18 protein-coding genes are annotated in these 23,478 nt (G+C 43.9%); 10 read left to right on the forward strand and 8 right to left on the reverse strand.

Annotation, left to right across the window (positions count from 1 at the left end):
• The first annotated feature begins 2 nt into the window (after positions 1-2).
• The 7 genes from VPNCDNU1_RS18560 to map all read left to right on the forward strand — a co-directional run bounded on the left by VPNCDNU1_RS18560 (position 3) and on the right by map (position 5,053).
• Entirely contained in the window at positions 3-788 is a 786-nt protein-coding gene (locus VPNCDNU1_RS18560) for a nicotianamine synthase family protein (RefSeq protein ID WP_104401702.1), read from the forward strand.
• Positions 789-791: 3 nt separating this feature from the next.
• Entirely contained in the window at positions 792-2,090 is a 1,299-nt protein-coding gene (locus tag VPNCDNU1_RS18565) for an opine metallophore biosynthesis dehydrogenase (protein WP_104401703.1), read from the forward strand.
• Positions 2,087-2,965 carry a DMT family transporter gene (locus VPNCDNU1_RS18570; RefSeq protein ID WP_104401704.1) on the forward strand — a complete coding sequence of 293 codons (879 nt, stop codon included), beginning with the start codon at positions 2,087-2,089 and terminating at the stop codon, positions 2,963-2,965. The genes VPNCDNU1_RS18565 and VPNCDNU1_RS18570 overlap by 4 nt, the downstream gene beginning before the upstream one ends.
• A gap of 72 nt (positions 2,966-3,037) precedes the next feature.
• Entirely contained in the window at positions 3,038-3,448 is a 411-nt protein-coding gene (locus VPNCDNU1_RS18575; RefSeq protein WP_104401728.1) for a GNAT family N-acetyltransferase, read from the forward strand.
• Positions 3,445-3,885, forward strand: coding sequence for a bifunctional diaminohydroxyphosphoribosylaminopyrimidine deaminase/5-amino-6-(5-phosphoribosylamino)uracil reductase RibD (locus VPNCDNU1_RS18580; protein WP_104401705.1), 441 nt, complete (start codon positions 3,445-3,447; stop codon positions 3,883-3,885). The genes VPNCDNU1_RS18575 and VPNCDNU1_RS18580 overlap by 4 nt, the downstream gene beginning before the upstream one ends.
• A gap of 177 nt (positions 3,886-4,062) precedes the next feature.
• Complete coding sequence (locus VPNCDNU1_RS18585) at positions 4,063-4,269, forward strand: ParD-like family protein (protein ID WP_104401706.1); 207 nt, start codon at positions 4,063-4,065, stop codon at positions 4,267-4,269.
• Positions 4,262-5,053, forward strand: coding sequence for a type I methionyl aminopeptidase (gene map, locus VPNCDNU1_RS18590; protein ID WP_104401707.1), 792 nt, complete (start codon positions 4,262-4,264; stop codon positions 5,051-5,053). Before VPNCDNU1_RS18585 ends, map begins: the two co-directional genes overlap by 8 nt.
• A gap of 76 nt (positions 5,054-5,129) precedes the next feature.
• On the opposite strand, the gene rsgA is transcribed toward map, so the two are convergent.
• The 7 genes from rsgA to malT form a co-directional block, all read right to left on the reverse strand.
• Complete coding sequence (gene rsgA, locus VPNCDNU1_RS18595) at positions 5,130-6,173, reverse strand: ribosome small subunit-dependent GTPase A (protein ID WP_104401708.1); 1,044 nt, start codon at positions 6,171-6,173, stop codon at positions 5,130-5,132.
• Positions 6,174-6,504: 331 nt separating this feature from the next.
• Complete coding sequence (locus VPNCDNU1_RS18600) at positions 6,505-6,969, reverse strand: copper chaperone PCu(A)C (protein ID WP_104401709.1); 465 nt, start codon at positions 6,967-6,969, stop codon at positions 6,505-6,507.
• 4 nt (positions 6,970-6,973) lie between these two features.
• Complete coding sequence (locus VPNCDNU1_RS18605; RefSeq protein ID WP_104401710.1) at positions 6,974-7,582, reverse strand: SCO family protein; 609 nt, start codon at positions 7,580-7,582, stop codon at positions 6,974-6,976.
• Complete coding sequence (locus VPNCDNU1_RS18610; protein ID WP_104401711.1) at positions 7,575-8,015, reverse strand: hypothetical protein; 441 nt, start codon at positions 8,013-8,015, stop codon at positions 7,575-7,577. The genes VPNCDNU1_RS18605 and VPNCDNU1_RS18610 overlap by 8 nt, the downstream gene beginning before the upstream one ends.
• A gap of 196 nt (positions 8,016-8,211) precedes the next feature.
• Positions 8,212-9,129, reverse strand: a complete 918-nt coding sequence (locus tag VPNCDNU1_RS18615) for a DUF368 domain-containing protein (protein WP_104401712.1) — start codon at positions 9,127-9,129, stop codon at positions 8,212-8,214.
• A 664-nt stretch (positions 9,130-9,793) separates the two neighbouring features.
• Positions 9,794-10,483 (reverse strand): hypothetical protein, encoded by a 690-nt coding sequence (locus tag VPNCDNU1_RS18620; RefSeq protein WP_104401713.1) that lies wholly within the window; start codon positions 10,481-10,483, stop codon positions 9,794-9,796.
• A gap of 36 nt (positions 10,484-10,519) precedes the next feature.
• The gene (gene malT / locus VPNCDNU1_RS18625; RefSeq protein WP_104401714.1) at positions 10,520-13,231 is read right to left on the reverse strand and encodes an HTH-type transcriptional regulator MalT; all 2,712 of its coding nucleotides are present in this window, start codon (positions 13,229-13,231) and stop codon (positions 10,520-10,522) included.
• 725 nt (positions 13,232-13,956) lie between these two features.
• Between malT and VPNCDNU1_RS18635 the strand changes: the two genes are divergently transcribed.
• The 3 genes from VPNCDNU1_RS18635 (at position 13,957) to glgB (ending at position 21,194) form a co-directional block, all read left to right on the forward strand.
• On the forward strand, positions 13,957-16,434 hold the full coding sequence (locus VPNCDNU1_RS18635) for a glycogen/starch/alpha-glucan phosphorylase (RefSeq protein ID WP_104401716.1): 2,478 nt from the start codon (positions 13,957-13,959) through the stop codon (positions 16,432-16,434).
• Between the two features lie 141 nt (positions 16,435-16,575).
• Positions 16,576-18,765: a 4-alpha-glucanotransferase gene (malQ, locus tag VPNCDNU1_RS18640; RefSeq protein ID WP_104401717.1), complete on the forward strand. Its 2,190-nt coding sequence runs from the start codon at positions 16,576-16,578 to the stop codon at positions 18,763-18,765.
• 254 nt (positions 18,766-19,019) lie between these two features.
• Positions 19,020-21,194: a 1,4-alpha-glucan branching protein GlgB gene (gene glgB / locus VPNCDNU1_RS18645; RefSeq protein WP_104401718.1), complete on the forward strand. Its 2,175-nt coding sequence runs from the start codon at positions 19,020-19,022 to the stop codon at positions 21,192-21,194.
• 177 nt (positions 21,195-21,371) lie between these two features.
• Here glgB and VPNCDNU1_RS18650 read toward each other — a convergent pair whose 3' ends face one another.
• Positions 21,372-23,210, reverse strand: coding sequence for a methyl-accepting chemotaxis protein (locus VPNCDNU1_RS18650; RefSeq protein WP_237324170.1), 1,839 nt, complete (start codon positions 23,208-23,210; stop codon positions 21,372-21,374).
• Positions 23,211-23,478: the final 268 nt, after the last annotated feature.

Raw genomic sequence — 23,478 nt, forward strand, 5'->3', positions numbered from 1 at the left:
TTATGACGATGACTAACAGGCACTACCAACTACTAGTGACTATCTCTACATTTGAATCTCAAATACATGCATTGACTCAATACAGCGCAGAAAGCTGCGATTGTTTTACATTGCTACAGGTAAAGCTGGATGAGCTTTGTGCGTGGATATTGCAGGAAAAACAACAAACCATCAGTGATGAATTGGGTTATAACCCAGAGTATGACAGGCAACTGAAAAAACTGCGTGAAACGGCAGTTAAAGCCTTGTGTATACTAGAGAAACACCAGTCTCAGTGTGCTCAGAATCACAGCTTAAGCGTGAGCGATTATTTGTGTCAGTTGTCTGAAAACACTCAAATTGAGCTAAGAAACGCAGGAATTGAAAACGACTCGAGAGTCCTTTTTGTTGGTTCAGGTTCTTACCCGCTTTCTGTGTTTACCATCTCCCAATTAACAGGCGCAATCGTGCACGGTGTTGATATCGATGAGCAGGCGGTTGCCATGGCAAATCAGTTAAAAACGTCCAATTTGAGCACGACATTTGGCTGCCAAGATTTGGTCACAGAGTTTGAGAGATTTCGTCCGACGCACATTGTCGTGGCGTCATTGGTTGAACATAAGTGGGAACTGCTAAACCAAATAAAACCGTATTTGGATAGCACGCATAAAGTGATGGTGCGATTTGGAAATGGATTGAAGTCCGCTTTCAACTATCCATTTAACCCAAATTTGATGGAAGGATGGCAAACCGAACTGATCCAAAATAAAGCGGCGGTTTACGATACCGTTTTAATGGGGAGGGAGTAGCTTATGTCGTTTGCGTTAGGACGAGCGTTAATTATCGGAGCGGGTCCAGCAGCGTTTCAAACAGCGAGCCTAATTGCTTCATATTGCGAAAAGATCGGACTTGCGAGTCGCCAGTCTGTTCGTTGGGATGAGCGCTACGCTCTGCTTGAGCAAAGTAGTGTTGCCACATGTGAAGCTGCAAAGCCTTCTCTAGAGCGCCTTTCAGGGCAAGTGAAATTCGATCACTTATTTCCAGATCTAACAGCAATAACGGAAAGGTGGGATACGCTGATTCTAGCTACCCCTTCTCATGCTTATAAAGAAGCACTGTTAGCGCTGCCTGAGAATATTCTTAACGATGTTAAGCAGGTAGTACTGATATCCTCAATGTTTGGTGGACATCAGTTAGTGAACGGATTTTTCCATTCAAAAGATCTGTCACCAAACATTACCGTTTTTTCCAACTACTATGCAGCGACGAAATTCTCAGTATGTGACCAAACTGATGATGCACAAACAGGCGGCGTAAAAGTCATCACTAAGGCCGCAAAAAAGCGAGTTTACGTCCATGAAAAGCAAAAGGGTGGTGATGTGACTTCAACCTTTGCGCATGTACTGGGCAACGTCGGGATTGATGTTGTTGAAATGGATAACGCGTTCAGTGTAGAAGGTCGAAATATCACGGCTTATGTTCATCCCGCTTTTTTCATCACGCCTTTTTCGCTGAATCATATTCTCAGTAAAAACGGCGACAGAAAGTTCATGTATAAGCTTTTCCCTGAAGGTCCGGTTACTCAATCTGCCATTAAAACGTTAGTTGATCTGTGGCGAGATATATCCACTTTGATATCACATCACTCGGGTACACCCATTAATTTGCTCCAATTTCTTAATGACGACAATTACCCTGTCCATGAAGAAACCATCTCGCGAGAACAAATTGATGGATTCAGTAATCTCTCGTCTGTTGAGCAGGAATACCTGATATACATCCGCTATACAGCGATTTTGATTGACCCATTTTCAACGCCGGACAAGCAAGGTCGATATTTTGATTTTTCTGCTGTGCCTTATGCAAAAGGCGAAGTGAAAGACGGAAAATTGATACTGCCTCGTGTTCCGCTGGAAGACCTACAAACTTTGTACTGGATTCAAGCGTTAGCAACACACTCCAACCTGCGTTTGCCTGCTGTAGGGCGAATCTTGGATGTTTTTGAGTCGTGGCTACATGATAAAAAACTGCCCACTGCTGTGGTTGAACAACTTCAATCTCAAGCACAGGAAAACTTGTGTTGGGTTACTAAAGGAAATAAATCATTATGAACAAAGGTGTGGCTCTCGCCATATTTTCAGCGCTTATTTTCAGTGTAATGAATGCACTGATTAAAGCGGCAAGTTTAACCATTCCAAGTGCGGAAATTGTATTCTTTCGAAGTGCGATTGGTACTGTCTTGATCCTCGGATTAATGTGGCAGGCAAAGGTGCGGTTTTCCACAACGGGTGTCCCTTTATTGGTTTTAAGAGGGCTATTTGGGGCGGCTTACTTATTGGCATTCGTGTATACCATTGCTCACATTCCATTAGCGGATGCCGCCATACTGGCGTATTTGTCTCCCTTCTTTGTGATTCTTTTATCAAGCGTCGTACTGGGTGAAAAGTTACCGAAAAAAGCCGCTATCTTGCTCCCTACGGTATTGGTTGGTGTCGCGCTGGTTGTGAACCCATTTAATTTTGACTCCTTCAATGTGTATGCGCTTGCTGGTGTAGCCAGTGCCGTTTTTGCCGCCGGAGCATCAATTACTATTCGCCATCTGAGTAAAAAGCATCACACCTACGAAATCGTCTTCTATTTTCTTTTCACCGCCATGCTTGTTTCGGCTTATTTGATGAAAGATGAGTTTGTGATCCCTCAAGGAATCGCGTGGGTGTATCTGATCGCGATCGGGGTCGTTTCACTTATTGGGCAAATTTTCCTAACTAAGGCATTCACTCACGAAAACGCCGCTGTTGTGGCAGTAACTCGTTATATTGGGCTGGTGTTCAATGTGCTTTGGGGCGTTATTTTTTGGCAGGAAATTCCCGATTGGATGACGGCATTAGGTGGCGCAACCATTGTTGTTGCTTGTATCGCGTTATCTTGGAAAAGTGCCCCTAAAAAAACGAATCCAGATCCTATTCCTAAGCCTACGAATTCTTAATGGGGTTCTGACTGTTAAACTATTTGAACATCGTATATCTTTGTTTTATAGGAATTCGAAACAGAGATGGCAATGAAAATAGTTGAATTAGATTGGACGCAAACTATTCCTGTTAGGCATGAGGTGTTATGGCCTGATATGCCAGAAGATTTTTGCCATGTGCCTGGTGATGAAGATGCCAGGCACTATGGCGTAGAAGTTGACGGGGAAGTCGTTTGCGTAGCATCGGTGTTTATTGATGTAGAAGCGAAATCAGCAAGGCTAAGAAAGTTTGCTACTGTTCTGGAACATCGCCATCTTGGGTACGGTTCATCCGTGGTTGAGCATATTCTTAAGCAGCTCCCAGAAATTGGAATAGAGTATTTTTGGTGCGATGCCCGAGAGTCTGCGATGGATTTCTACCACAAATTCGATATGAATGCGGAAGGCGATGCGTTTTACAAATCAGGAGTGGAGTATTACAAGATGGGGCGACATTTATGACCGACAATTCATTGCACGAAAGCTACATGCGACAGGCGTTTGAGCTGTCAAAAAGTGCACTGCCAGGCTGTCGACCGAATCCACCTGTTGGTTGTGTATTTGTAAAAGATGGTGAGGTTGTAAGCTCCGGTTTTTCGCAACCTCCGGGCAATCATCATGCTGAAGCGGGGGCAATCGCCGCTTATACGGGGAGCTACGATGGGTTAGTTGCGTATGTGACGCTAGAACCCTGTTCGTTCCAAGGAAGAACGCCTTCTTGTGCCAAAGCGTTAGTGAAGGTTCGACCAGAAAAAGTGTATGTCGCGATTCTTGATCCAGATACTCGCAACAGTGGTGCAGGAATAAAAATTCTTGAGGATGCAGGTATTGATGTCGAGGTTGGGTTACTTGGGGAAGAGGTGTCTTCCTTTCTCAATCCTTATCTCATTCGAAACTAAAAATGTCTTTCCTTTTGAGCCCGCAGCGAAATCTGCGGGCTTTTTTGTACCTTACGTATGCTGTATTCAGTGTAATTTGAATGCAGTGTATTTTTGGATACGGGCATATACATAGGTTTACATAATATATGTTTTGTATATAATTCGTATATATTGTGTATTTAAATGGTATGCCGCATGGGAATTGTGAAAATTGGAGATGAGCTGCATGAAGAGATACGTCAATTCAGCAGTGTGATGAATCGCTCGATAAATGCTCAAGCTGAGTTTTGGATAAAAATGGGGCGCTTGGCCGAGCTGAACCCAACCAAAACATTTCAAGAGTTGATTCTAGAGCAGATGAAAAGCGTACCTTTGGCTCAGAAAGAGGCAGCGAATGAATAAGGTGCCAATCAAGTCTGCTCAAGAGATCGAATGGATGAGGGAGTCTGGCCGTTTGTTAGCTCAGGTATTTACGTACTTGAATACCAAGATAGAGCCAGGAGTGAACACATTTGATATTAACGAATGGGTAGAAGAATATATTTTTGAAGAACTGCAAGCGCGCCCCGCGAGCATTGGTCAGTATGATTATCAATACGCGCTGAACAGTTCGATAAACCATGTGGTATGCCACGGCATTCCCGATGAACGAGATATTCTTAAAAATAGCGATATCGTCAACATAGATATTACGCTAGAAAAAAACGGATACATTGCCGATTCCAGTAAAATGTACGTTATGCCAGAAGCGTCAACACAGGCTCGACAATTGGTCCAAGCAACCTACGACGCTATGTGGCAAGGGATTCGAACGGTTAAGCCCGGAGCAACGCTTGGGGATGTGGGGTATGCCATTCAAAAGCATGCCGAAACCCATGGATACAGTATCGTGCGTGAGTATTGTGGGCATGGCATAGGCAAAGAAATGCACGAAGAACCGCATGTACTTCATTACGGGCGACAAAGAGCAGGAGTAAAACTCAAAGCGGGCATGACGTTTACAATAGAACCTATGGTGAATCAGGGAACGCACAGAACTAAGCTTAAATCGGATGGTTGGACGGTCGTGACCAAAGACAAAAAGTTGTCGGCCCAGTGGGAGCATACCGTTTTAGTGACGGAGACGGGATTTGAAGTGCTTACACTTCGCCCCGATGAAAAGAGAGGTCTCAAATACGAACCATAGGCACGCTCTTCAATGAAGAAACTTGAAACCATCTCTTTAACTTAATTACTTTTTAACTTAGTTACCAGATAGACGCTTAATCAGATGACTTCATGTGCCTTCGGTGGCTTTGAACATCCCGATACATCTTAGTCAGAGATTTATATTTCTGCTTTTGCTCGGCGAGACTTGCACCATTTCGGGCTTGTTCACGCAAAAGCTTGAAATAGTTTTTCAAACGCCGCTCTTCTAAGTTGCCTTCATCTATGGCTTTTTTAACCGCACAACCTGGCTCAGTCTCATGTTGGCAGTCTCCAAATCGACATTCGAGTGCCAGCGCTTCAATGTCGGAGAAGGTGCTGCTTACTCCTTGTGAGCAATCAGGGAGTTGCAGCTCGCGCATTCCGGGAGTGTCTAAGATCAACCCTCCTTCAGGGATAATGTGCATTGAGCGAGATGTGGTGGTATGGCGCCCCTTATCGTCGTCTTCTCTTATCCCTCCGGTTTTTTGTAACTCACTTTGAGTCAGAGTATTGATAAGAGTGGACTTACCAACGCCGGAAGAGCCAATAACACCCGTCGTTGTTCCAGGTTTACACCACGGCTTAATCTGAGCGACGCTGTCGATATCCAACCCATTGATGCTAATCACAGGTAGAAGTGGATCTATCCCTTGCACTTGCTCTACAAAATCGTCGGCGTTTTCACACTGGTCAGATTTTGTTAAGACAATTACGGCTTGAATATTGCTCTCTTTCGCAAGGGTTAGATAGCGCTCAACTCGGCTGAGATTAAAGTCGTCATTCAATGAGCTGACGATAAGTAACGTATCCAAATTTGCGGCAATGTGCTGTTCTTGCAACTTACTGCCAGCAGCTTTGCGCGTTATGAGTGTGGAGCGTTCTAGGTGACGAGAGAAACGTCCATTTCCATCTAGCAATATCCAATCCCCAACGGTTAACTCCGGCAGTTTGGAGGTGATAGGAAGGGCTATTTTGCCTTGTTCGGTCCAAAGCTCATATTGGGAGCGATGGTGCGCTGAAACACGTGCAATATGATGGTGTTCGTAATCTTCTAACGTCAGTTGTTGTTGAAAGTAAGGTTGCCAACCAAGTTGTGGCAAAGTGAAACTAGAATTCATTTGTCTTCCCCAGACAACGCGCACAGAAATGCGCAATACAAAAAAACGTATTGGGGTCGAAATAATTTAGATGTGCGTCAGGTTAGACGCGAGACCCCGGTTTAGATACACCGGGCAATAGAAAGGGATTCGCTGGTAAGAAAATTGGGTTGCTAGCGAGTAACGATTTCTTTTGCCGGGCGGTTTTTTAATACAATCATGTTGACTCCTTATAGGCGGTTTATTCGATAGGAATGGCTATATACAGCCAGACCAGTTGCGAAGAATCCAATTTGAAAATAGAGGCTAGATTCTTCGCTGGTATTATACTCAATAAATGTCAATGAGCAACTTAGTGGTTATGCTTGTGCTTCATTCCAGACATGACTTTTTTGATTGGCGCTTTCACGGTTTTTTTATCGCCGTTTGCGAACGTTAAATTAATGTCGACAGATTCGCCTTCTTTCAGTGCTTGTTTCAGGTCGAAAAGCATAATATGCAATCCGCCAGGCTTTAATGATACGTCGCCATTTGCTGGGATTTCGATCGTATCGACCTGACGCATTTTCATTACTTCACCTTCAGTAATCACAGTGTGAAGTTCCACACGACCCGCGGCAGGTGTTGTGGCTGAAACAATCGCACGATCTTTATCAGAACTGTTCATGATATGCATGAATGCAGCACTGGTTGGCGCATTTGGTGGAGTAGCACGTACATAAGGCTCGTGAATCATTAGACCTTTTGATTCATGGTGAGCTGCGCTAACAATAGGTGCTAATGTTAGAGCGGCAAGTAGAAGAGCTTTACGTTTCATGTTGTTATCCTTGGTTATTTTGAGTTTTAAGAATATCTTTCATCGCGGCTAAAACCGGAGCCGGTGAAAGCGCATGCGGAACCTTAGTAATTAAGCTTCCATCGGGCTTCAAAAAGTAAAAGTAAGAGCTGTGGTCCAAGGTGTATTGCAGGGCAGAGTCAGCAAGTTCCGTTTTCCGGAAGATGACACCGTACTTACTTGCAAGCGGCTTGGTTGTATCGAGTGGCGCAGACAGTCCCTCGATATCTTTATGAAAATAGGCAGCATATTCGCTGGCGAGTTCAGGCGCATCACGCTCAGGATCAAGTGATATGAACATTGGGCGAAATTGCATTCTTTGTTCATCTTCGAGCTGATTAAGTGCCCCAGCCATCATAGCGAGAGAAGTCGGGCACACGTCTGGGCAACGCGTAAAACCAAAATAGACCACTCGGACTCTGGAGTCGGCGAGATCGTTCAAGTTAACCGGTGCGTTGTCGGCACCAAATAAAGTCACAGGTGCGCTGCTATTTTCACTAGCAACAGGTAAGGCATTTTGTTGGTCAAAATACATCTTGACCGAAATACCAAGAGCGAACGCCACAACAAGTGCTAGAGCCCAATTCTTATTCATGTATCGTCCTCATTTTCAATGCCGTTTGAACTTCTTTTTGTCCATCGCTCAGTTGTCCGTACCAAGTCATCGTATCTATGGTGCAAACTGGCAACATGAGTTCACCTTCATAGTGACCGTTTCCTTGACCTTCGAGGCGAAACTTCACGACCCCCATATCCATTTCCAATCCTTCCATTTCTAACGTCAAAGATTGAGCTTGGCTTTCTGGCCAAACAACGAATACTCGAGTAGGTTCCAAAGGTTGTGTTGAATCATGCTCCATCACAATGGTCGTGTCACCACTTTTGCAAGGCGTGGTCGAAAGCATGCAGTAATCATCTAGATCGACAGCTTGAGTATCTGATTGCATTGCGTCTAATAAACTTGGGGTAAAGTAACCCGCTAGAAGCGCTAAAAATATGAATGTAACAGGTAATAATTTTTGCAACATTTTCTAAGATAAATCACTAATTTATAAACATGGGAATGCTAGCACATAGCGCAGTATGCGTAACGGTTTTTGCGTCAGAGTGTGACTGTTGTTTGATGGCAGATTGTTGATGAATCCCCAAAGACAAAGGAGCCTATTTATCGGCTCCTTTGTGCTGCATTTTCGAACAGGGTCTGTGTGGGTTTATCTGATGCGGTTACTCGGAACGAGAACCAAACTTTTCCAATCCCCAAACCAATCCAATTCCCGCGACCATCATAATAATGGCAAGAGTTAATTGAGAGGGCTGCTGAATTACCGTTTCAAATTCAAATGGCGACAAGTTGTGCTGTACAAGAGGAACCTGCTCGCCTTTTGAATTGGTACGCCATGAAATAGTTTCTTTCCATGGCCAAATCTTGGGCAGTGTTCCAAGCATCAAACCTGTTAGGAAAGTGAGCGTTAAATCTCGGAAACGCTTAAGAAGCCACGATAGAACATGCGAGAAGCTGAGTATGCCTACAACACAACCAAGCATAAAGAGCATCAATACATCAATTTGTAAGCCTTTTGCTGCCGCTAGAATAGGCGCGTACATGCCTAAAAGAAGAAGAATAAAACTTCCTGAGATACCGGGAAGGATCATCGCACAAATAGCAATCATACCCGCGATGAAAATATTCAAGCTTGTATCAGCCATCTGCAACGGGCTTAACACGGTGATGGTGTAAGCAAACGCGACGCCTAATAGTAAAAATAGACCTGTTACGACATTCTTCTTTTCGACTTGCTTAAGAACATGGACAACGGAAATAAGAATCAGACCAAAAAAGAACGACCAAAGTGGAATAGGGTGGGTAACCAGCAACCACGAAATTAATTTCGCTAAAGTGAGAATGCTTAAGATGATCCCACTGAACAGAGTAATAAGAAACAAGCCGTTAATGTGTTCAAAGGCAGCCTTAAAGCCTTCTTTTCGCCATATGCCTATAATAGATGGGTTAACACGACGGATACTTTCTAACAATGTGTCGTAAATTCCCGTGATGAAGGCGATGGTGCCGCCAGACACACCAGGTACGACATCAGCCGCGCCCATTGCAATACCTTTAAAAAAGGTTTTCAAAAGATTCATTAAAGTCGTTCATTTTCTTCGATAAAAGGTGGGGCGATTATGATATAGAATGCTTTTGAATGAAAGTGACAACTTGTACAGACTCAGCTAACCCAGTCGTGTTAGGTCTGGTCAGCGTTTCTAACGTAGAATTATGACCATTATTTTGTACCCGCTATGCATTTCTTTTTTCTATGATTTGAGCGTATTTGAAAATAATAATGAAAGTTGGCACACCCATTGCATTATTACTAGTGACCCTTATTAAAGCCGAGGGTCACCTAGCCAACTGACGTTGTTAGTGAACCCGATTTGTTCACAAAAAATATAAGCCAATCGCCTTTTGCGGTTGGCTATTTTTTTACCTGTTGTTTACCTTTCCTAATATAAGTTGTTGTAAATTAAGGATATTAATCTTGTGTGTTCAATAGGGTTATTGCGCCGCCTTTATGTGAGAATGGTCAATAAAACACGTGCAACGCCTGACAATTCAATCAATATTATATGCGTTTTGTTTTACATTTTGCATCTATTTGCAAAATGGGATTTGCAAAATGCAAAATATGGAGTGAAAATGTGTTTTATAGCTCAAAAGAGCCAAATATGACAATTAGATTTTGATCACAAATCTATATTCTAGAAGAGGTTTCTTTGAGGCTTATAAATACGAGTGGATTATAGGAAATTAGAGATTCTTAAATGCCCAGCGGTAGGCGTTGTAAATAGCTTCTTTCGCGTCTCCTTTCTTCATTATACCTGTGCTCGACAATATGTTGTCCGCTGGCCAAGTTAATACCTCTTGTACTGAGGCTCTCAATAAAGAGGTCTTGTTAATTTGTACTCTATTCCATATTGGTAAGCTCATCACGTAAGATGCGCCATTTAGAACCGCGTAGAGCCGCTGGCTTAAGGGTAGGTGTGGTTGAGACATAACCAATAAGTCAGGTAGCAAAAGGGTGCGGCTGACTGGGTCACAGAACAAAACTTTCCTAGGCTGGTCAGAACCGAGTATAGACGCTTGAAATACTTCTCCTTTAAGAAAAGGATGCGTTGATGAAGAGAGTGCGTCGTCGAAATTGAGATCAGACCGTGTTTGAATGACGGTTGGAGTCGCTAGAAAGTACGCGTCCGAATATGCCAACCACCATTCCGACAGCGCATAATGGTAGCTTGGTGATGACACTATTACCTGACCTACCATGCCAATCCCAGAAAGGGACAGTTGCAACTGAGTGGTTAACTCAACGGGGTTGATTACGATCAACATCCCGTCATCTCTTTTTAACACAAACATTCTATGTATGTTGGTTATGCCGAAGTGACGGATTGTGGTATCCCAGTACCAGAGTCGATTGGGGTGCCATTCGATTAACATCAGACCTCCATGTCTGTTGGTCTCTCGCTGTACGCGCTAAACGTAACCCATTAGGTGAAGAAGGTTTTCGGCAGTTTCCACTGCTTCCTTTCTATTTGCAATAGCCAATTTTTGATACAGGTTACGAATGTGAGTCTTGATGGTAGTGCCTGCAACATCCAGCTCATGAGAGATCTGCTCGTTACTTAACCCAGCATAGATTAACCCTAAAACCTGCCATTCTCTTTGAGTTAACGGGCTGGTTTTGACCAATTCAGGTACGTCAGGGTGATTGACCAATTTCTCGATCAGTTGTTCATCAAAATGGACTGAGCGATTTCGATGTTTGTTGCTTATCTCTTTGATCAGTTGTTGAATACGATGCTTTTCAATATCCCCTACGCTGGCTTTAGCAAACAAGCTTTTCAAGGGGGGAAGCAATCGTTCTCCATCAGCTAAGTAATAACCTATAAAGCCTGTTTGCAAGGTTAACTTCATTGCTTTTTCCAGTGCATCTTCCGCTTTTTCTTGTTCATCCATCAAGATATGAATATTGGCTTCCAATACAAGGTTTCTATTCTGATCGGTGACCAAACAGGCACTTATGGCTTCATTTTGCAAAAATGCCATGGTTTCTTTGGCTTGCTCCACCATATTTAAACTGAGATAAGCACGGCAAATGTTTCGCCATTGGAGTTGGCTAAAGTGATTTCGCGCAGCTGTGGGGCGTTGAACCGTGCCTAACCAATGTTCAATTTCTGACGGCATCCCCTTAGCTTGCCAGTACAGCAGCAGTGAAAGTGATGCGTTGGCACTCCAATCTATGTGATAGTCCGAATGTTGTATTAGGTGCTGAATTTGTTCAACATAGCGTGCAGCTTTATCCAATTCCCCACGACCGATGGCAATACGAGCCAGCATAGAGTAGCCAAATAGATGGTTGCTTTGATCGTGCTTTCCAAGAACATCTAGACCACGGAATGCGCAATCTTCTGCTTCGTCCAGTTTGTTCCATCCCCAAAGTACTTGAGCGCGAATACGAAGCAGAAATTCATGGAGAGGAAGTTGGTTTAAGTGCTGTTCTTGCACCAACCGGAATGCTTTGTCTTGAACCTCGTATGCTGATTGTACAAGCCCTTGTGCAATCAGAATCTCGCTTTGTTGCAACAGTGCCCAAAGTGCTTGAGGGACAATTTGGTATTGGCGCGCCAGTTTTTCTGTTTGCTGCATCAAAGGCAGAGCACGATCCAAATGACCCAAAACATGGTTGACTTCTCCCATGACCGACGTAGCAACAATACGGCTCCGATAAGTTGTTGGGTTGAGCTGGCTAAGTGCAAGCTCTGCCAATTGTTGTGCACGTTCTGGTTCATTTTGATTAATAGCGACCTGTGCCAATAAGGCGTTTACTTGCCCTTGGTCGTTATTGGTCAGCTCTAACTCTTTGAGGGCAAGTTGCTTACCTGCTTCATCCAGTAATGCTCCCACTCTGTCGTATTGGTGCTGACTTTGAGCTATCCACGCCCGTAACAGTGCCAAACTTGGTTGACTGAATCGCTGGTCGATAGGTAAAAACTCCAATGCACGCTCCAATAATGCGAGTTCTCCTTTGTTGAACATCGCCCACCCGTGCTCATTTAAAATATGAATCACAAGATCAGCGTCTTTCGATTTTAAGGCGTGATTAAGCGCTTGATCTGAGTTCTTGTGATGCAGCCATGCTTTTGCTGCCGCGTGATGAAGGGAGGTGTCTTGATTAGGTAGGTGAGTTTGTCTTTCATGCGCCAAAAATTCACCAAACAAATTGTGGAAGCGATACCAGTTTTGTTCACCTTCTAATGGATAAATAAACAAACCAAATCGGTTGAGGTTTTCTATCATGCTTAACGAGTCATCCCTGCCTGTTACTTGAACCGCGAGTGCGTCGTTAAACATATCGAATACCGAACATTGCATTAAAAAATGCCTTGTTTCTGAATCTAACAAGTCGAACACCTCTTCAACGAGGTAATCCCAAAGATGGCTATGATTGAAATCCGATATGGTTGCTGCGGATTGGATTAACGTCCTTTTTTGATGCTGTGCCTGTAAAGCAAATAGCTGAAGCGCGGAAGGCCAACCTTCTACGTATTGGCAAAGCATGTCCGCGGTAGAATCATCAATACCGTCGGTGACTCTTAGGTTAAAAAAACGTGTGGTTTCGTCTTTATCAAATGCCAGCGACTCGTTATCGACTTCGATCATCAAATCGCGAACTCGTAAGTTGGCAGCGCCTAAAGGGGGAAGAGCACGGCTAGTGACAACTAAAGTGATGTTTTCAGGTAAATGTTTTAAGAAAAATCGTAGCCCGTCGTGAATCTCTTCATTGATGATGCAGTGATAATCATCCAGTACTAAATAGCAAGTATCGGTGATTTGGCTTATTTCAGAAAAGAGTTCGCTGAATAAAGATTTGAGCGAAGAAAACTGTCTTTTTTCAGCCAGAGCAAGAGACTTCTTACAGGCGTTACCTGTCGCGTTATTAAGCGCTCGCAAAAAGTAGTTAACAAACCGGAAAGTTTCGTTGTCCGTATCGTCAATACTGAACCACCCAACATTAGGCTGCTCAGTTAGCCATTGCGCAGCCATGGTAGTTTTTCCATATCCAGCAGGTGAACGAAACAAAATCAGTTTGCAGAAGGGCGCTTGTTTGAGGAGCTCTAACACTCTTGGTCGGAGAATAGCGTTGTGCAAGCGTTTAGGACGAGTGAGCTTAGAAGGGATCCACATGGTTATACTTCTAGTTATTGGTGAATTCTAGATTGGATACTACGAGGAGCCGTTCTCACCTACATTGATCGATCTCTTAAATCCGGATCTGTGGCTAATAATGGGTACGCCTACGCCCTAAAAGTGTGATTTATATCACATTGATTTATGAGTCAGAATAGAAATTAGGTTAAGAAAACACGAATTTAAGGCACGTATTAACAAATTGTCGTGCCCATTTTTGGTGCAGTAACGAGCATCACTGGGCTTAAAACCCAAATATCGTCATTGTATTTCCGACCCGATTACTCGTGTTGCAAAAAAAATATGAATTTGATCACCTTAGGCGTTTATGCTGTGCGACATTTGAGTGATAGCTCACCATGTTGACGCATTTCTCAACCCTACGCCCTCTTTCCTCCTCCTTCTCATCCCCTAATCAGGATGATGTTTTCATCCTTTATTACGCGGAACATAGACATGCTACCCAAGCGGTTTTTGTTCGATGGCTGTACTTGTTCAGTTAGGTGCAACTCAAAACGATGTTTGCTGTGAGCATTAACACCAGAATCGATATTACTGGTTTGTTTCTCAAAGCTTATTCACCGCTTGGCTATCGTCCCAAGTATGCTTTTTGTGCTGAGTTTTCGTCCGTTAATGGCTTGCCTAATAAGAGTCAACTGCGTTTGGTAGTCTATCGCATAAGGTGGTTTGGGGTTATGGAGAACCAACAATGAGAATTCCAAATGAAGCCTAATAAGCAATCAAATATAGAAAAACAAAAGAATTTTAATAAAGAAGAGTTCAAACAGTCCGTAAAAAAACATTTGGCAGCAACTTATGCAACTACCGTTGAAAACGCGTCTGAAAGAGCTTGGTACTTAGCAACAGGTCGTGCGTTGGCTGAGCTTACAACCTTCGACTTGCTTGAAACCGAAAACGATCCAAATATCAAAAACGCCAAAAGCGTTAACTATCTATCCCTTGAATTCCTTATTGGTCGATTAACAGGCAACAACTTAATTAGTATGGGGTTGTATGAATCTGTCGATGAAGCCGTAAAGGAATTAGGTCAGAACCTAACGGATATTCTCGAAGAAGAACGAGATCCAGCTTTAGGAAATGGTGGTTTAGGGCGTTTGGCAGCGTGTTTTATGGACTCTTGCGCTGCCCAACAGTACCCAACCGTTGGCTACGGTCTTCATTACGAATATGGATTGTTTCGCCAATCATTTGAAGAATGCCATCAAAAAGAAGCGCCAGATGCGTGGGCGGGTGTTGAAGGCTATCCGTGGGAAATCGCAAGACCAGAGTTTGCTCAGCAAGCTGGGTTCTACGGGTTTGTCGAGACCTACCTGAATGATGCCGGAGTAGAAAAACGCCGCTGGAAACCGGGCATGTTTGTTCAAGGAATGCCGTGGGATATGCCAATTGTGGGCTATCAAAGTCGAACCGTTTACCCACTGAGGCTATGGGAATGCCGCGCCATTGCGCCATTCAGCTTAGCAAGTTTTAACAACGGTGATTATTTCGAAGCACAGCATGCTCTAATTGATGCAGGTAACGTAACAAAAGTGCTGTACCCGAATGACAACCACGAAAAAGGAAAAACGCTGCGCTTAATGCAGCAATACTTTCATGTACGTTGTTCAATGGCGGATATTTTACGTCGTCATACAGAAAATGGTCACGCGCTGGAAAAACTCCCAGAATACGAAACGATTCAGCTGAACGATACGCACCCTACCGTCGCTATCCCTGAACTGATGCGTATTCTGATCGATGAACACAATTACGAATGGGATGCAGCGTGGCAGATATGCTCTAGCACCTTTGCTTACACCAATCATACGTTACTACCAGAAGCACTCGAAACGTGGAGCGAAGCATTGCTTCAGCGTTTACTTCCTCGTCATATGGAGATCATTTACCAAATCAACCACTTATTCCTTCTTGAAGTGAAAGAGAAATGGCCAGGTGATGTCGACAAAATGCGCAAGCTTTCCATCATTGAAGAAGGGACACACCGAATGGTGCGAATGGCGAATTTGTGCGTTGTTGGAGCCTATGCTGTTAACGGAGTAGCTGCACTTCACTCTGCTTTGGTTAAGAAAGATCTGTTCCCGGAATTTAATGAAATGTTCCCTAAACGATTGCAGAACGTAACCAATGGTGTAACCCCAAGACGTTGGTTGAAGTTTTGTAATCCAGAACTTTCTGACCTCATTACCAGCAAGATAGGTGAGGATTGGATAGCGAACTTAGATGAACTGAGAAAAATCGAATCGTTTTCGACAGATACCGAGTTCCAAGCCGATTTCATGCGTGTGAAACAAGGGAATAAGCAGCGCTTGGCAAATTGGGTCAAAGACAACATGGATATTGAGTTAGATACCAATGCCATATTTGATGTCCAAATCAAACGCTTGCATGAATATAAACGTCAGCATCTAAACTTGCTTCACATTCTATCTCTGTATCACAGGCTACTTAACGAACCTTCATTTGATATGGTTCCTCGTGTCGTTTTCTTTGCAGCTAAAGCTGCGCCAGGTTACCACTTGGCTAAAGAAATCATTTATGCCATCAACAAAGTGGCAGAGAAAATCAACAGCGATGAGCGCGTTAATCACAAACTGAAAATCGTGTTCATGCCTGATTATCGCGTCAGTATGGCTGAAATCATTATTCCTGCTGCGGATGTATCAGAGCAAATCTCTACGGCAGGCAAAGAAGCATCCGGTACAGGTAACATGAAACTCGCGCTCAATGGCGCTCTGACTATTGGAACCATGGATGGTGCAAACGTCGAGATTCGAGAAGAAGTCGGAGACGACAACATTTACATCTTCGGTCTAGAAGTGGATGAAGTGACGGCCTTACGAGAGAAAGGCTATAACCCGTATGACTATTACCATGCCGATCACCTACTGAAAGCATCGCTCGATCTTCTTCTTGGTGAAGAATTCACACCAGGTGAACCTGGCCGCTTAGCCGCTACCTACGAGAGCTTGTTAGATGGGGGAGACCCATATCTGGTTCTGGCTGATTTTGCGTCTTATGTTAAAGCACATGAAGATATGGATACTCAGTACAGAGACCAACAAGGCTGGGCGAGAAAAGCCATTATCAATACTGCTTTGGTTGGCAAATTTAGCTCAGATAGAAGCATCCGCGACTACGTGAACAATATTTGGAAACTGAAAGCGGTTAAGCGTCAGTAATACGTAAAACGCCCTTAGATCGAGAATAAGGGCTCAGTTGGCTAGTTCTGATAGCAAAAGTGGGTGAGTTGGTTAAGGCAATCCCCTGCTTTTGCTGCAGAAATACAGGAAGGTAGATAACGTCGACCTTCGGAGATCGATATGAAAGAAGTAAGTAAGACCACACCGGAAGCAATAAAACGCGTCGCTTCTATGGCAAACATTTCGGACCACTACATTAATGCAATGGGAGATGAAACGGATGTCTCCACCGTAACTGTCGAGTATTTACTGTCGTCGCTAGGTTACGACGTTTCGAATGATAAAGCCCTGCTCAAATCTGCTGAGAAGAAGCACAAGAAGCCCGTTTTACAGTCTATTCTGGTGCTGACGGATGATGAAGATGTGAATGTAGACTTGTACCTTGGGGCGAGCGCACGTGAAAGCGAATTCAGTTGGCGTTTAGAGACTGAAGAAGGGGATGTACTTGAAGGGTACTTACAATCTCAGATAGTGAGCGATCGCCGCAAAGCTGGTGGACCACTTACGTTTTCATTGCCTAATAACCTTCCTTGGGGGTACCACAAGCTCACATTAACGCGTAAGCGTCGAAAAGCGCCTTATGAAATGACGTTAGTAATCGCCCCAAAAAGTTGCTACAAACAAGAACCCCTGTTGTGCGATGAAAAAATGTGGGGACCAAGTATTCAGTTATACACACTGCGCACATCTCATAACTGGGGTATAGGTGACTTTGGAGACTTAAAGCAACTTGTTGGAGAAGTAGCAGAAAGGGGAGGGGACTTCATTGGGCTCAATCCAATTCATTCTTTATTTCCTGCGAATCCAGAAGGCGCAAGCCCTTACAGCCCCTCATCTCGTCGTTGGTTAAATATACTGTATATCGATGTAAGTTCCGTCCCTGAATTTGCACTGAGCAGTGAAGCACAGGCTCGCGTGGGCAGTTCAGAGTTTCAACAGCGTTTAGACCAAGCTCGAGAATCCCATTGGGTGAACTACAGTGAAGTCTCTGCTCTGAAAATGAGTGTACTCCCGACACTCTACCAAGAATTCAAACGTCGCCATTTAGACAACAACACTGATAGAGCATCGGAGTTCATGCAGTTCGTTGACAATGGCGGGCAAAGCTTGCTGCAACAAGCGACATTCGATGCATTACATGCCCACCTGCGCGAGCAATATGACGACATTTGGGGCTGGCCGGTATTCCCTGAAAAGTACCAAAAATATCATAGCCCATCGGTGCGCAAGTTTATTGTCGATGAGGAAGATGCCATTCAGCTATACCTGTATTTGCAATGGATTGCGGATGGTCAGATCCAAGAAGCTCAGCTATTGGCCGAAGAAAAAGGCATGCAGATAGGATTGTACAGAGATCTAGCGGTTGGGGTTTCGGATGCCGGCTCGGAAACATGGGCGGATACTGGAGAACTATGTCAGGATGTGAGCATTGGTGCGCCACCAGATATTCTAGGGCCACTTGGCCAAAACTGGGGTTTACCACCACTCAATCCTCAAGAACTGCAAGCAAGGTCATACAAGCCATTTATCGATTTGATTCGAGCGAACATGAATCACTGCGGAGCATTGCGAATTGATCACGTCTTAGGTTTACTTCGTCTTTGGTGGGTGCCAAAGGGCAAGAGTGCGTCTGAAGGTGCTTACATTTACTATCCAGTAAAAGAGCTACTTGCATTACTGGCACTTGAAAGCCATCGTCACAAATGTTCGGTAATTGGTGAAGACTTGGGTACAGTACCGGATGAAATTGTCGAATTACTTTCCGACGCTGGTATTCATTCCTACAAAGTGTTCTTTTTTGAAGTTGCCGAAGATGGTGGCTATTACTCTCCAGAGCATTATTCTCAGCAGTCTATGTCGGCCCTTTGTACGCACGATATGCCGACCTTGAAAGGCTTTTGGCATTGTGACGACTTAAAGCTCGGGCAAGAACTGGGGCTGTATCCGGATGAAGATCAGTTAAATAAGCTGTTTGACGACAGATTAAGAAGCAAGCAAGAGATCCTGAACAGCGTTTCTTGGCATGGGTATCTACCAGAAGGCATCGGTCGGGATGCTGCAACCGTTCCAATGGATAGACATTTAAGTGAAGCACTTCAGTTGCATTTAGCTGCTGGCAACAGCGCGTTGTTTAGCGTGCAACTAGAAGATTGGCTAGAGATGGATAACCCAGTCAACATTCCTGGTACTGTTGATGAATACCCCAACTGGCGCCGAAAGCTTTCAGTTAATTTGGATAACATTTTCTCGAACGACAATATTCACAGCCTAGCCGAGCAACTAACAGCGCTTAGGAAAAGTCGAGCTTAATCCTTTTATGCAAGTGATTTCATTTTAACATTGAGATGATAAACTAAGTTGAAGATAGAATTGCCTATTGGTTAACCCTTTGTTGGATAATGTTTTTATCTAATAATCTGCCACTTTCTATCACACTCTCATTTATAAAACCTGCATTGGTTTAAGGTTAACCAATGCAGGGCTCGGATTCTGCTTATGCAGATCAAACCTCAAATATTTCAATAATTATTAATTAGCTAACAACGTTCTTAGGGGACAAGGCATTGAATAAAAAAAGACAACCTAAACGCGCCTATGCCCAACTTTCTCAAGCTGCATTTTCCGATCCATTTTCTTTTCTTGGTCCATATAGTCAAGAAAATGGTATTGCGTTAAGAATCTGGATTCCGGGTGCAGACAATGTTCAGTTGGTATTAGACGACAATACTCGCCTCGATCTCGAAAGAGAAGAAGCGAGCGGATTCATTCTAAAAGGTGATCTAGATTTAACACACATTCATTACCGCTTGGCTATCGATTGGTCGGGCACAGAGCAGATTGTTGATGACCCGTACCAATATCATGGGCTCTACGCCGAATACGATGACTTGCACACCCCCAAGCAAATGTACCAACAGATGGGAGCGCAATTCGTTACCATGAACCGTGGTAGTAAAAAGGTGAGTGGTACGCGATTTTTAGTGTATGCCCCACATGCTTCAGCGGTCAGTATTATTGGGGCATTTAACCATTGGGATGGGCGTAGAAACCCATTGCAAAAATTGGATTATGGAATTTGGGGATTGTTTGTTCCCGATCTACCGGAAGGCACTCAATACAAGTTTGAAATGAAAGGGCCAGACGGTGAAGGTTTACCCCACAAAGCCGATCCATGGGGATTTCATTCAGAACAACATCCTTCGTTTGCTTCACTGACGTACAATCACCAGCGATACGACTGGGCAGACGGCGCATGGCAAGAGCGACCAGTAACAGAAAAGCGCAAAGAAGCTCTTTCTTTTTACGAGCTGCATGCCGGGTCGTGGAAACGCAATGAATACGGTGATTTCCTCAATTACCGAGAATTAGCCGAGCAACTCATACCCTATCTTAAAGACTTGGGGTACACCCATGTTGAATTGATGCCCGTTTCAGAACACCCATTTTACGGTTCTTGGGGTTATCAACCTGTTGGCTTGTTTGCGCCGACGAGTCGTTTTGGATCGCCAGATGACTTTAAGTATTTTGTTGATCAGTGCCATCAGGCGGAAATTGGCGTGATACTCGATTGGGTGCCTGCGCACTTCCCATCGGACGACCATGGGTTGGCAAACTTTGATGGTACGCCACTTTTCCACGACCCCGATCCACGCCGAGGTTGGCACCAGGATTGGAACTCATTTATCTATGATATGGGGCAAGAGCATGTACGACGCTTCTTAGTTTCGAATGCTCTGTATTGGTTTGAACAGTTTCACATTGATGGAATTCGAGTGGATGCCGTCGCTTCAATGATCTACTTAGATTACTCTCGCAGCCACGATCAATGGGTGCCAAACATTGATGGAGGAAACGAGAACTACGAAGCTATTGCTACTCTTAAATGGATGAATGAAGAAGTCTACCGCCACTTCCCGAACGCGATGACCATCGCTGAAGAGTCAACGGCATTTCCTGGTGTATCTGCGCCAACCTTTATGGGAGGGCTTGGCTTTGGGTTTAAATGGAATATGGGTTGGATGCACGACAGCCTTTCTTATATAAAAGAAGATCCCGTCCATCGAAAATTCCATCACGATACCATCACCTTCCCACTTGTGTACGCGCACAGTGAGAACTATGTATTGTCGCTTTCTCATGATGAAGTGGTTTATGGCAAAGGTTCAATCCATAACAAGATGCCCGGTGATGAATGGCAGCAAACCGCTAACCTGAGAGCTTACATGGGGTACATGTATGCTCAACCGGGTAAGAAGTTGAACTTTATGGGCGCGGAGTTTGGTCAGACCGCGGAGTGGAATCACGATGATCAATTGCAGTGGTTTTTACTTGATTTTGAGCGCCATCAAGGCGTTCGAGATCTCACACGTGATTTAAATTTCCTGTATCGCAATGAAAAAGCATTACACGATCAAGACAGTCACCCGAATGGGTTTGAGTGGCGCTTGCAAGATGCGAAAGAAGCGAGTGTATTGGCTCACGAGCGTATTGCTGAGAATGGTGATCGTATACTCATAATCAGTAATTTTACACCTGTGCCTCATGAACGTTTCCGATTAGGTGTGCCAAACCGCGGAACGTACACGCTGCTTTTGAATACGGATGATGTTGGTTACAGCGGCAGTGGCTTTAAAGTTTATGAGTCGGCAGAAACTGAACGTGTTGTTAGCGAAGGTTTAGATGACTCTTTATTGTTAAGCATTCCACCGTTATCGACGGTGTTTTATAAGCTTCAATAATTATACGTCCTCTTAGCTGCGCGCCTTGTCTGCTTTACGGGCTAAAACTAATATCGTAACCATAATTGTAACGTAACCATAAAAAAGAGCGAGCCGTGTAAACGGTCTCGCTCTTGTTTATATACGAACACAGCTACTTTGTAGAGAGTTCGATTATGGAGAACTACTCTATTTCCATTATACTCGGAACTGACCGAGTATCTTGCTCACTTGGTTACCGACTTGGTTCAAGCTTTCAGCAGACTCAGTAGTCTCAATAGATTGAGACATTGTTTTGTCTGAGATATCGGACATGGTATTCACGTTGATGGCAACTTCATCCGCTGCAGTTGCCTGTTGACCCGCCGCACTTGAAATCAATCCAATCGAGTCGTTGATTTGAGCAATAAATCCATCAATTGACGTTAACGCTTCTTCGGCTGACTGCACTTGTGCTGCGGTTTCTTCAGCGTTAGAACGGCTCTTCGTCATTGCTTGGCTAGCGCTTTCTGAGCGCTGCTGCAAGCTAACGATGATATTTTGAATTTCCTCTGTTGATTCCTGAGTTCTCGAAGCCAATGAGCGAACTTCATCAGCTACGACCGCAAACCCACGCCCTTGTTCACCGGCACGTGCTGCCTCAATCGCCGCGTTCAATGCCAATAAGTTAGTTTGTTCTGCGATACTTCGAATAACATCCAGTACCGTACCAATTTGTTCACTGTCAGAGCGAACTTGCTCTACCGTGTCACTGGCATCAGATATTTGCTGAGACAAGCTTTGCATGGCGGTTGCTGCGTTCACAACAACTTGAGTACCTTGTGTTGCCGCATCGGCTGTCGATTGAGACAATTCAGCAGCTTGCAGTGCACTGTTACTCACTTCTTGCGCACTGGCAGACATTTCAGTCATTGCAGAAGCTGCAAGTTGCGCCTGAGATTGCTGCTCGCGAACTTCTTGTTGAGTGCCGCTGGCTTTAACCGTAAGTTCCTGTGCTGAAGAGAGCATGCTAGAAGACGCAGTATTTAATTGACCCACTGTCTTCTGAAGTTTCTCTGCGAAGGTATTGTAATTTGTCGCCAGCTTAGCAAGTTCATCGGTACCAGCAACTGGGATGCGAATGGTCAGGTCACCCTCACCTTGGGCAATATCACTTAACACATCATTAGTAGACTGGATTTTACTCGTGATGGCTTTTGTGACAAAGAAGGAAACAAAGATACCAACGATAATCGCAATACCCACAATCATAAATAGGAATGAGGTAGACGTTTCAGTATTCGCTTTAGCATTATTAGCAGCTTCACGCATTGACGCACTGATTGATGCACGTAACTCCGCAATCGCCGTAGCGATTTTAGGGCCCACGGTATCCAATGTTTTGATACCTGCATTTCGGTCGTAAATCATGGTTACAACACTGTTTGCAGCTATTTCATATTGATTGAGCAACTGTTTTGCTTCAGTCGTTAATTGACGTCTTTCTGGGTTTTCTAATGTACCCAGTAGAGTATCAATTTCTTTTTCGGATGCATTGAACTCTTTATTAAAGCGTTCAACTTGAGCTGGTTGGTTTTCTACCAAAAACTTCGATACGTAAAGGCGTGAAAGTAAAAGTGCACGTATCGCTCTACCTGCATGGTATGCCGCAACGACATCCCCATCGCGTTTTGCTGAGTCCATAACTTGTGTTAACTTGCGTTCGATTTGCGGACCATTCGCATTTAATGTCCCATTCACCAATTCGTTGCGGCTGTTCATGTTTGAGACAACCGTTCCAGTAAAGGTAGACATGTAAGTTGCTTTCATCTCATCAATCGATTTCAACATTTTCACTCGTTCAGGATTTTGAATCTCCTTGTATGAGCGAGTCATATCTTCAGTCCATAGAGCCCCCTGCTTGTTGAATTTTTCAACGAACTCAGGTTTCCCCGTCTTAATAAAGTTCTTAACGGTTAATCGCAGTCCATAAACACTATCTGTAACTTCTGCTGCTAGCTCAGTATCTGGTGCTAAATCAAAAGAAATTTTATTCATATCTTGTGACAATCCATTTAGCAAATTCGAGCTTACCACTGCAACAGCGATCAAGATGGCGATCAGAACGGCTGGTGATATTGATAGTTTTTTAGAAATAGAAATATTGTCCAAACCCATTGTCTTTTCTCCATAAAAGATAAAGCCGCATTTTTTATTTTTCTATTATCTAAAGTAGCAAAGAATGAAAGACTAAACAGAAAATAGATTAAATAAATATTTGATTATGGAATAAGCGTCTACATATCATTGGGTTATGATATTACCT

Origin of the sequence: Vibrio penaeicida, assembly GCF_002933855.1 — a bacterium.
Lineage (GTDB): Bacteria > Pseudomonadota > Gammaproteobacteria > Enterobacterales > Vibrionaceae > Vibrio > Vibrio penaeicida_A.

Bases quoted from the DNA above. Each gene is read 5' to 3' on its own strand.
- VPNCDNU1_RS18560 (WP_104401702.1), top strand. From the start codon at position 3: ATGACGATGACTAACAGGCACTACCAACTACTAGTGACTATCTCTACA.
- VPNCDNU1_RS18565 (WP_104401703.1), top strand. From the start codon at position 792: ATGTCGTTTGCGTTAGGACGAGCGTTAATTATCGGAGCGGGTCCAGCA.
- VPNCDNU1_RS18570 (WP_104401704.1), top strand. From the start codon at position 2,087: ATGAACAAAGGTGTGGCTCTCGCCATATTTTCAGCGCTTATTTTCAGT.
- VPNCDNU1_RS18575 (WP_104401728.1), top strand. From the start codon at position 3,038: ATGAAAATAGTTGAATTAGATTGGACGCAAACTATTCCTGTTAGGCAT.
- VPNCDNU1_RS18580 (WP_104401705.1), top strand. From the start codon at position 3,445: ATGACCGACAATTCATTGCACGAAAGCTACATGCGACAGGCGTTTGAG.
- VPNCDNU1_RS18585 (WP_104401706.1), top strand. From the start codon at position 4,063: ATGGGAATTGTGAAAATTGGAGATGAGCTGCATGAAGAGATACGTCAA.
- map (WP_104401707.1), top strand. From the start codon at position 4,262: ATGAATAAGGTGCCAATCAAGTCTGCTCAAGAGATCGAATGGATGAGG.
- rsgA (WP_104401708.1), bottom strand. From the start codon at position 6,173: ATGAATTCTAGTTTCACTTTGCCACAACTTGGTTGGCAACCTTACTTT.
- VPNCDNU1_RS18600 (WP_104401709.1), bottom strand. From the start codon at position 6,969: ATGAAACGTAAAGCTCTTCTACTTGCCGCTCTAACATTAGCACCTATT.
- VPNCDNU1_RS18605 (WP_104401710.1), bottom strand. From the start codon at position 7,582: ATGAATAAGAATTGGGCTCTAGCACTTGTTGTGGCGTTCGCTCTTGGT.
- VPNCDNU1_RS18610 (WP_104401711.1), bottom strand. From the start codon at position 8,015: ATGTTGCAAAAATTATTACCTGTTACATTCATATTTTTAGCGCTTCTA.
- VPNCDNU1_RS18615 (WP_104401712.1), bottom strand. From the start codon at position 9,129: ATGAATCTTTTGAAAACCTTTTTTAAAGGTATTGCAATGGGCGCGGCT.
- VPNCDNU1_RS18620 (WP_104401713.1), bottom strand. From the start codon at position 10,483: ATGTTAATCGAATGGCACCCCAATCGACTCTGGTACTGGGATACCACA.
- malT (WP_104401714.1), bottom strand. From the start codon at position 13,231: ATGTGGATCCCTTCTAAGCTCACTCGTCCTAAACGCTTGCACAACGCT.
- VPNCDNU1_RS18635 (WP_104401716.1), top strand. From the start codon at position 13,957: ATGAAGCCTAATAAGCAATCAAATATAGAAAAACAAAAGAATTTTAAT.
- malQ (WP_104401717.1), top strand. From the start codon at position 16,576: ATGAAAGAAGTAAGTAAGACCACACCGGAAGCAATAAAACGCGTCGCT.
- VPNCDNU1_RS18650 (WP_237324170.1), bottom strand. From the start codon at position 23,210: ATGAATAAAATTTCTTTTGATTTAGCACCAGATACTGAGCTAGCAGCA.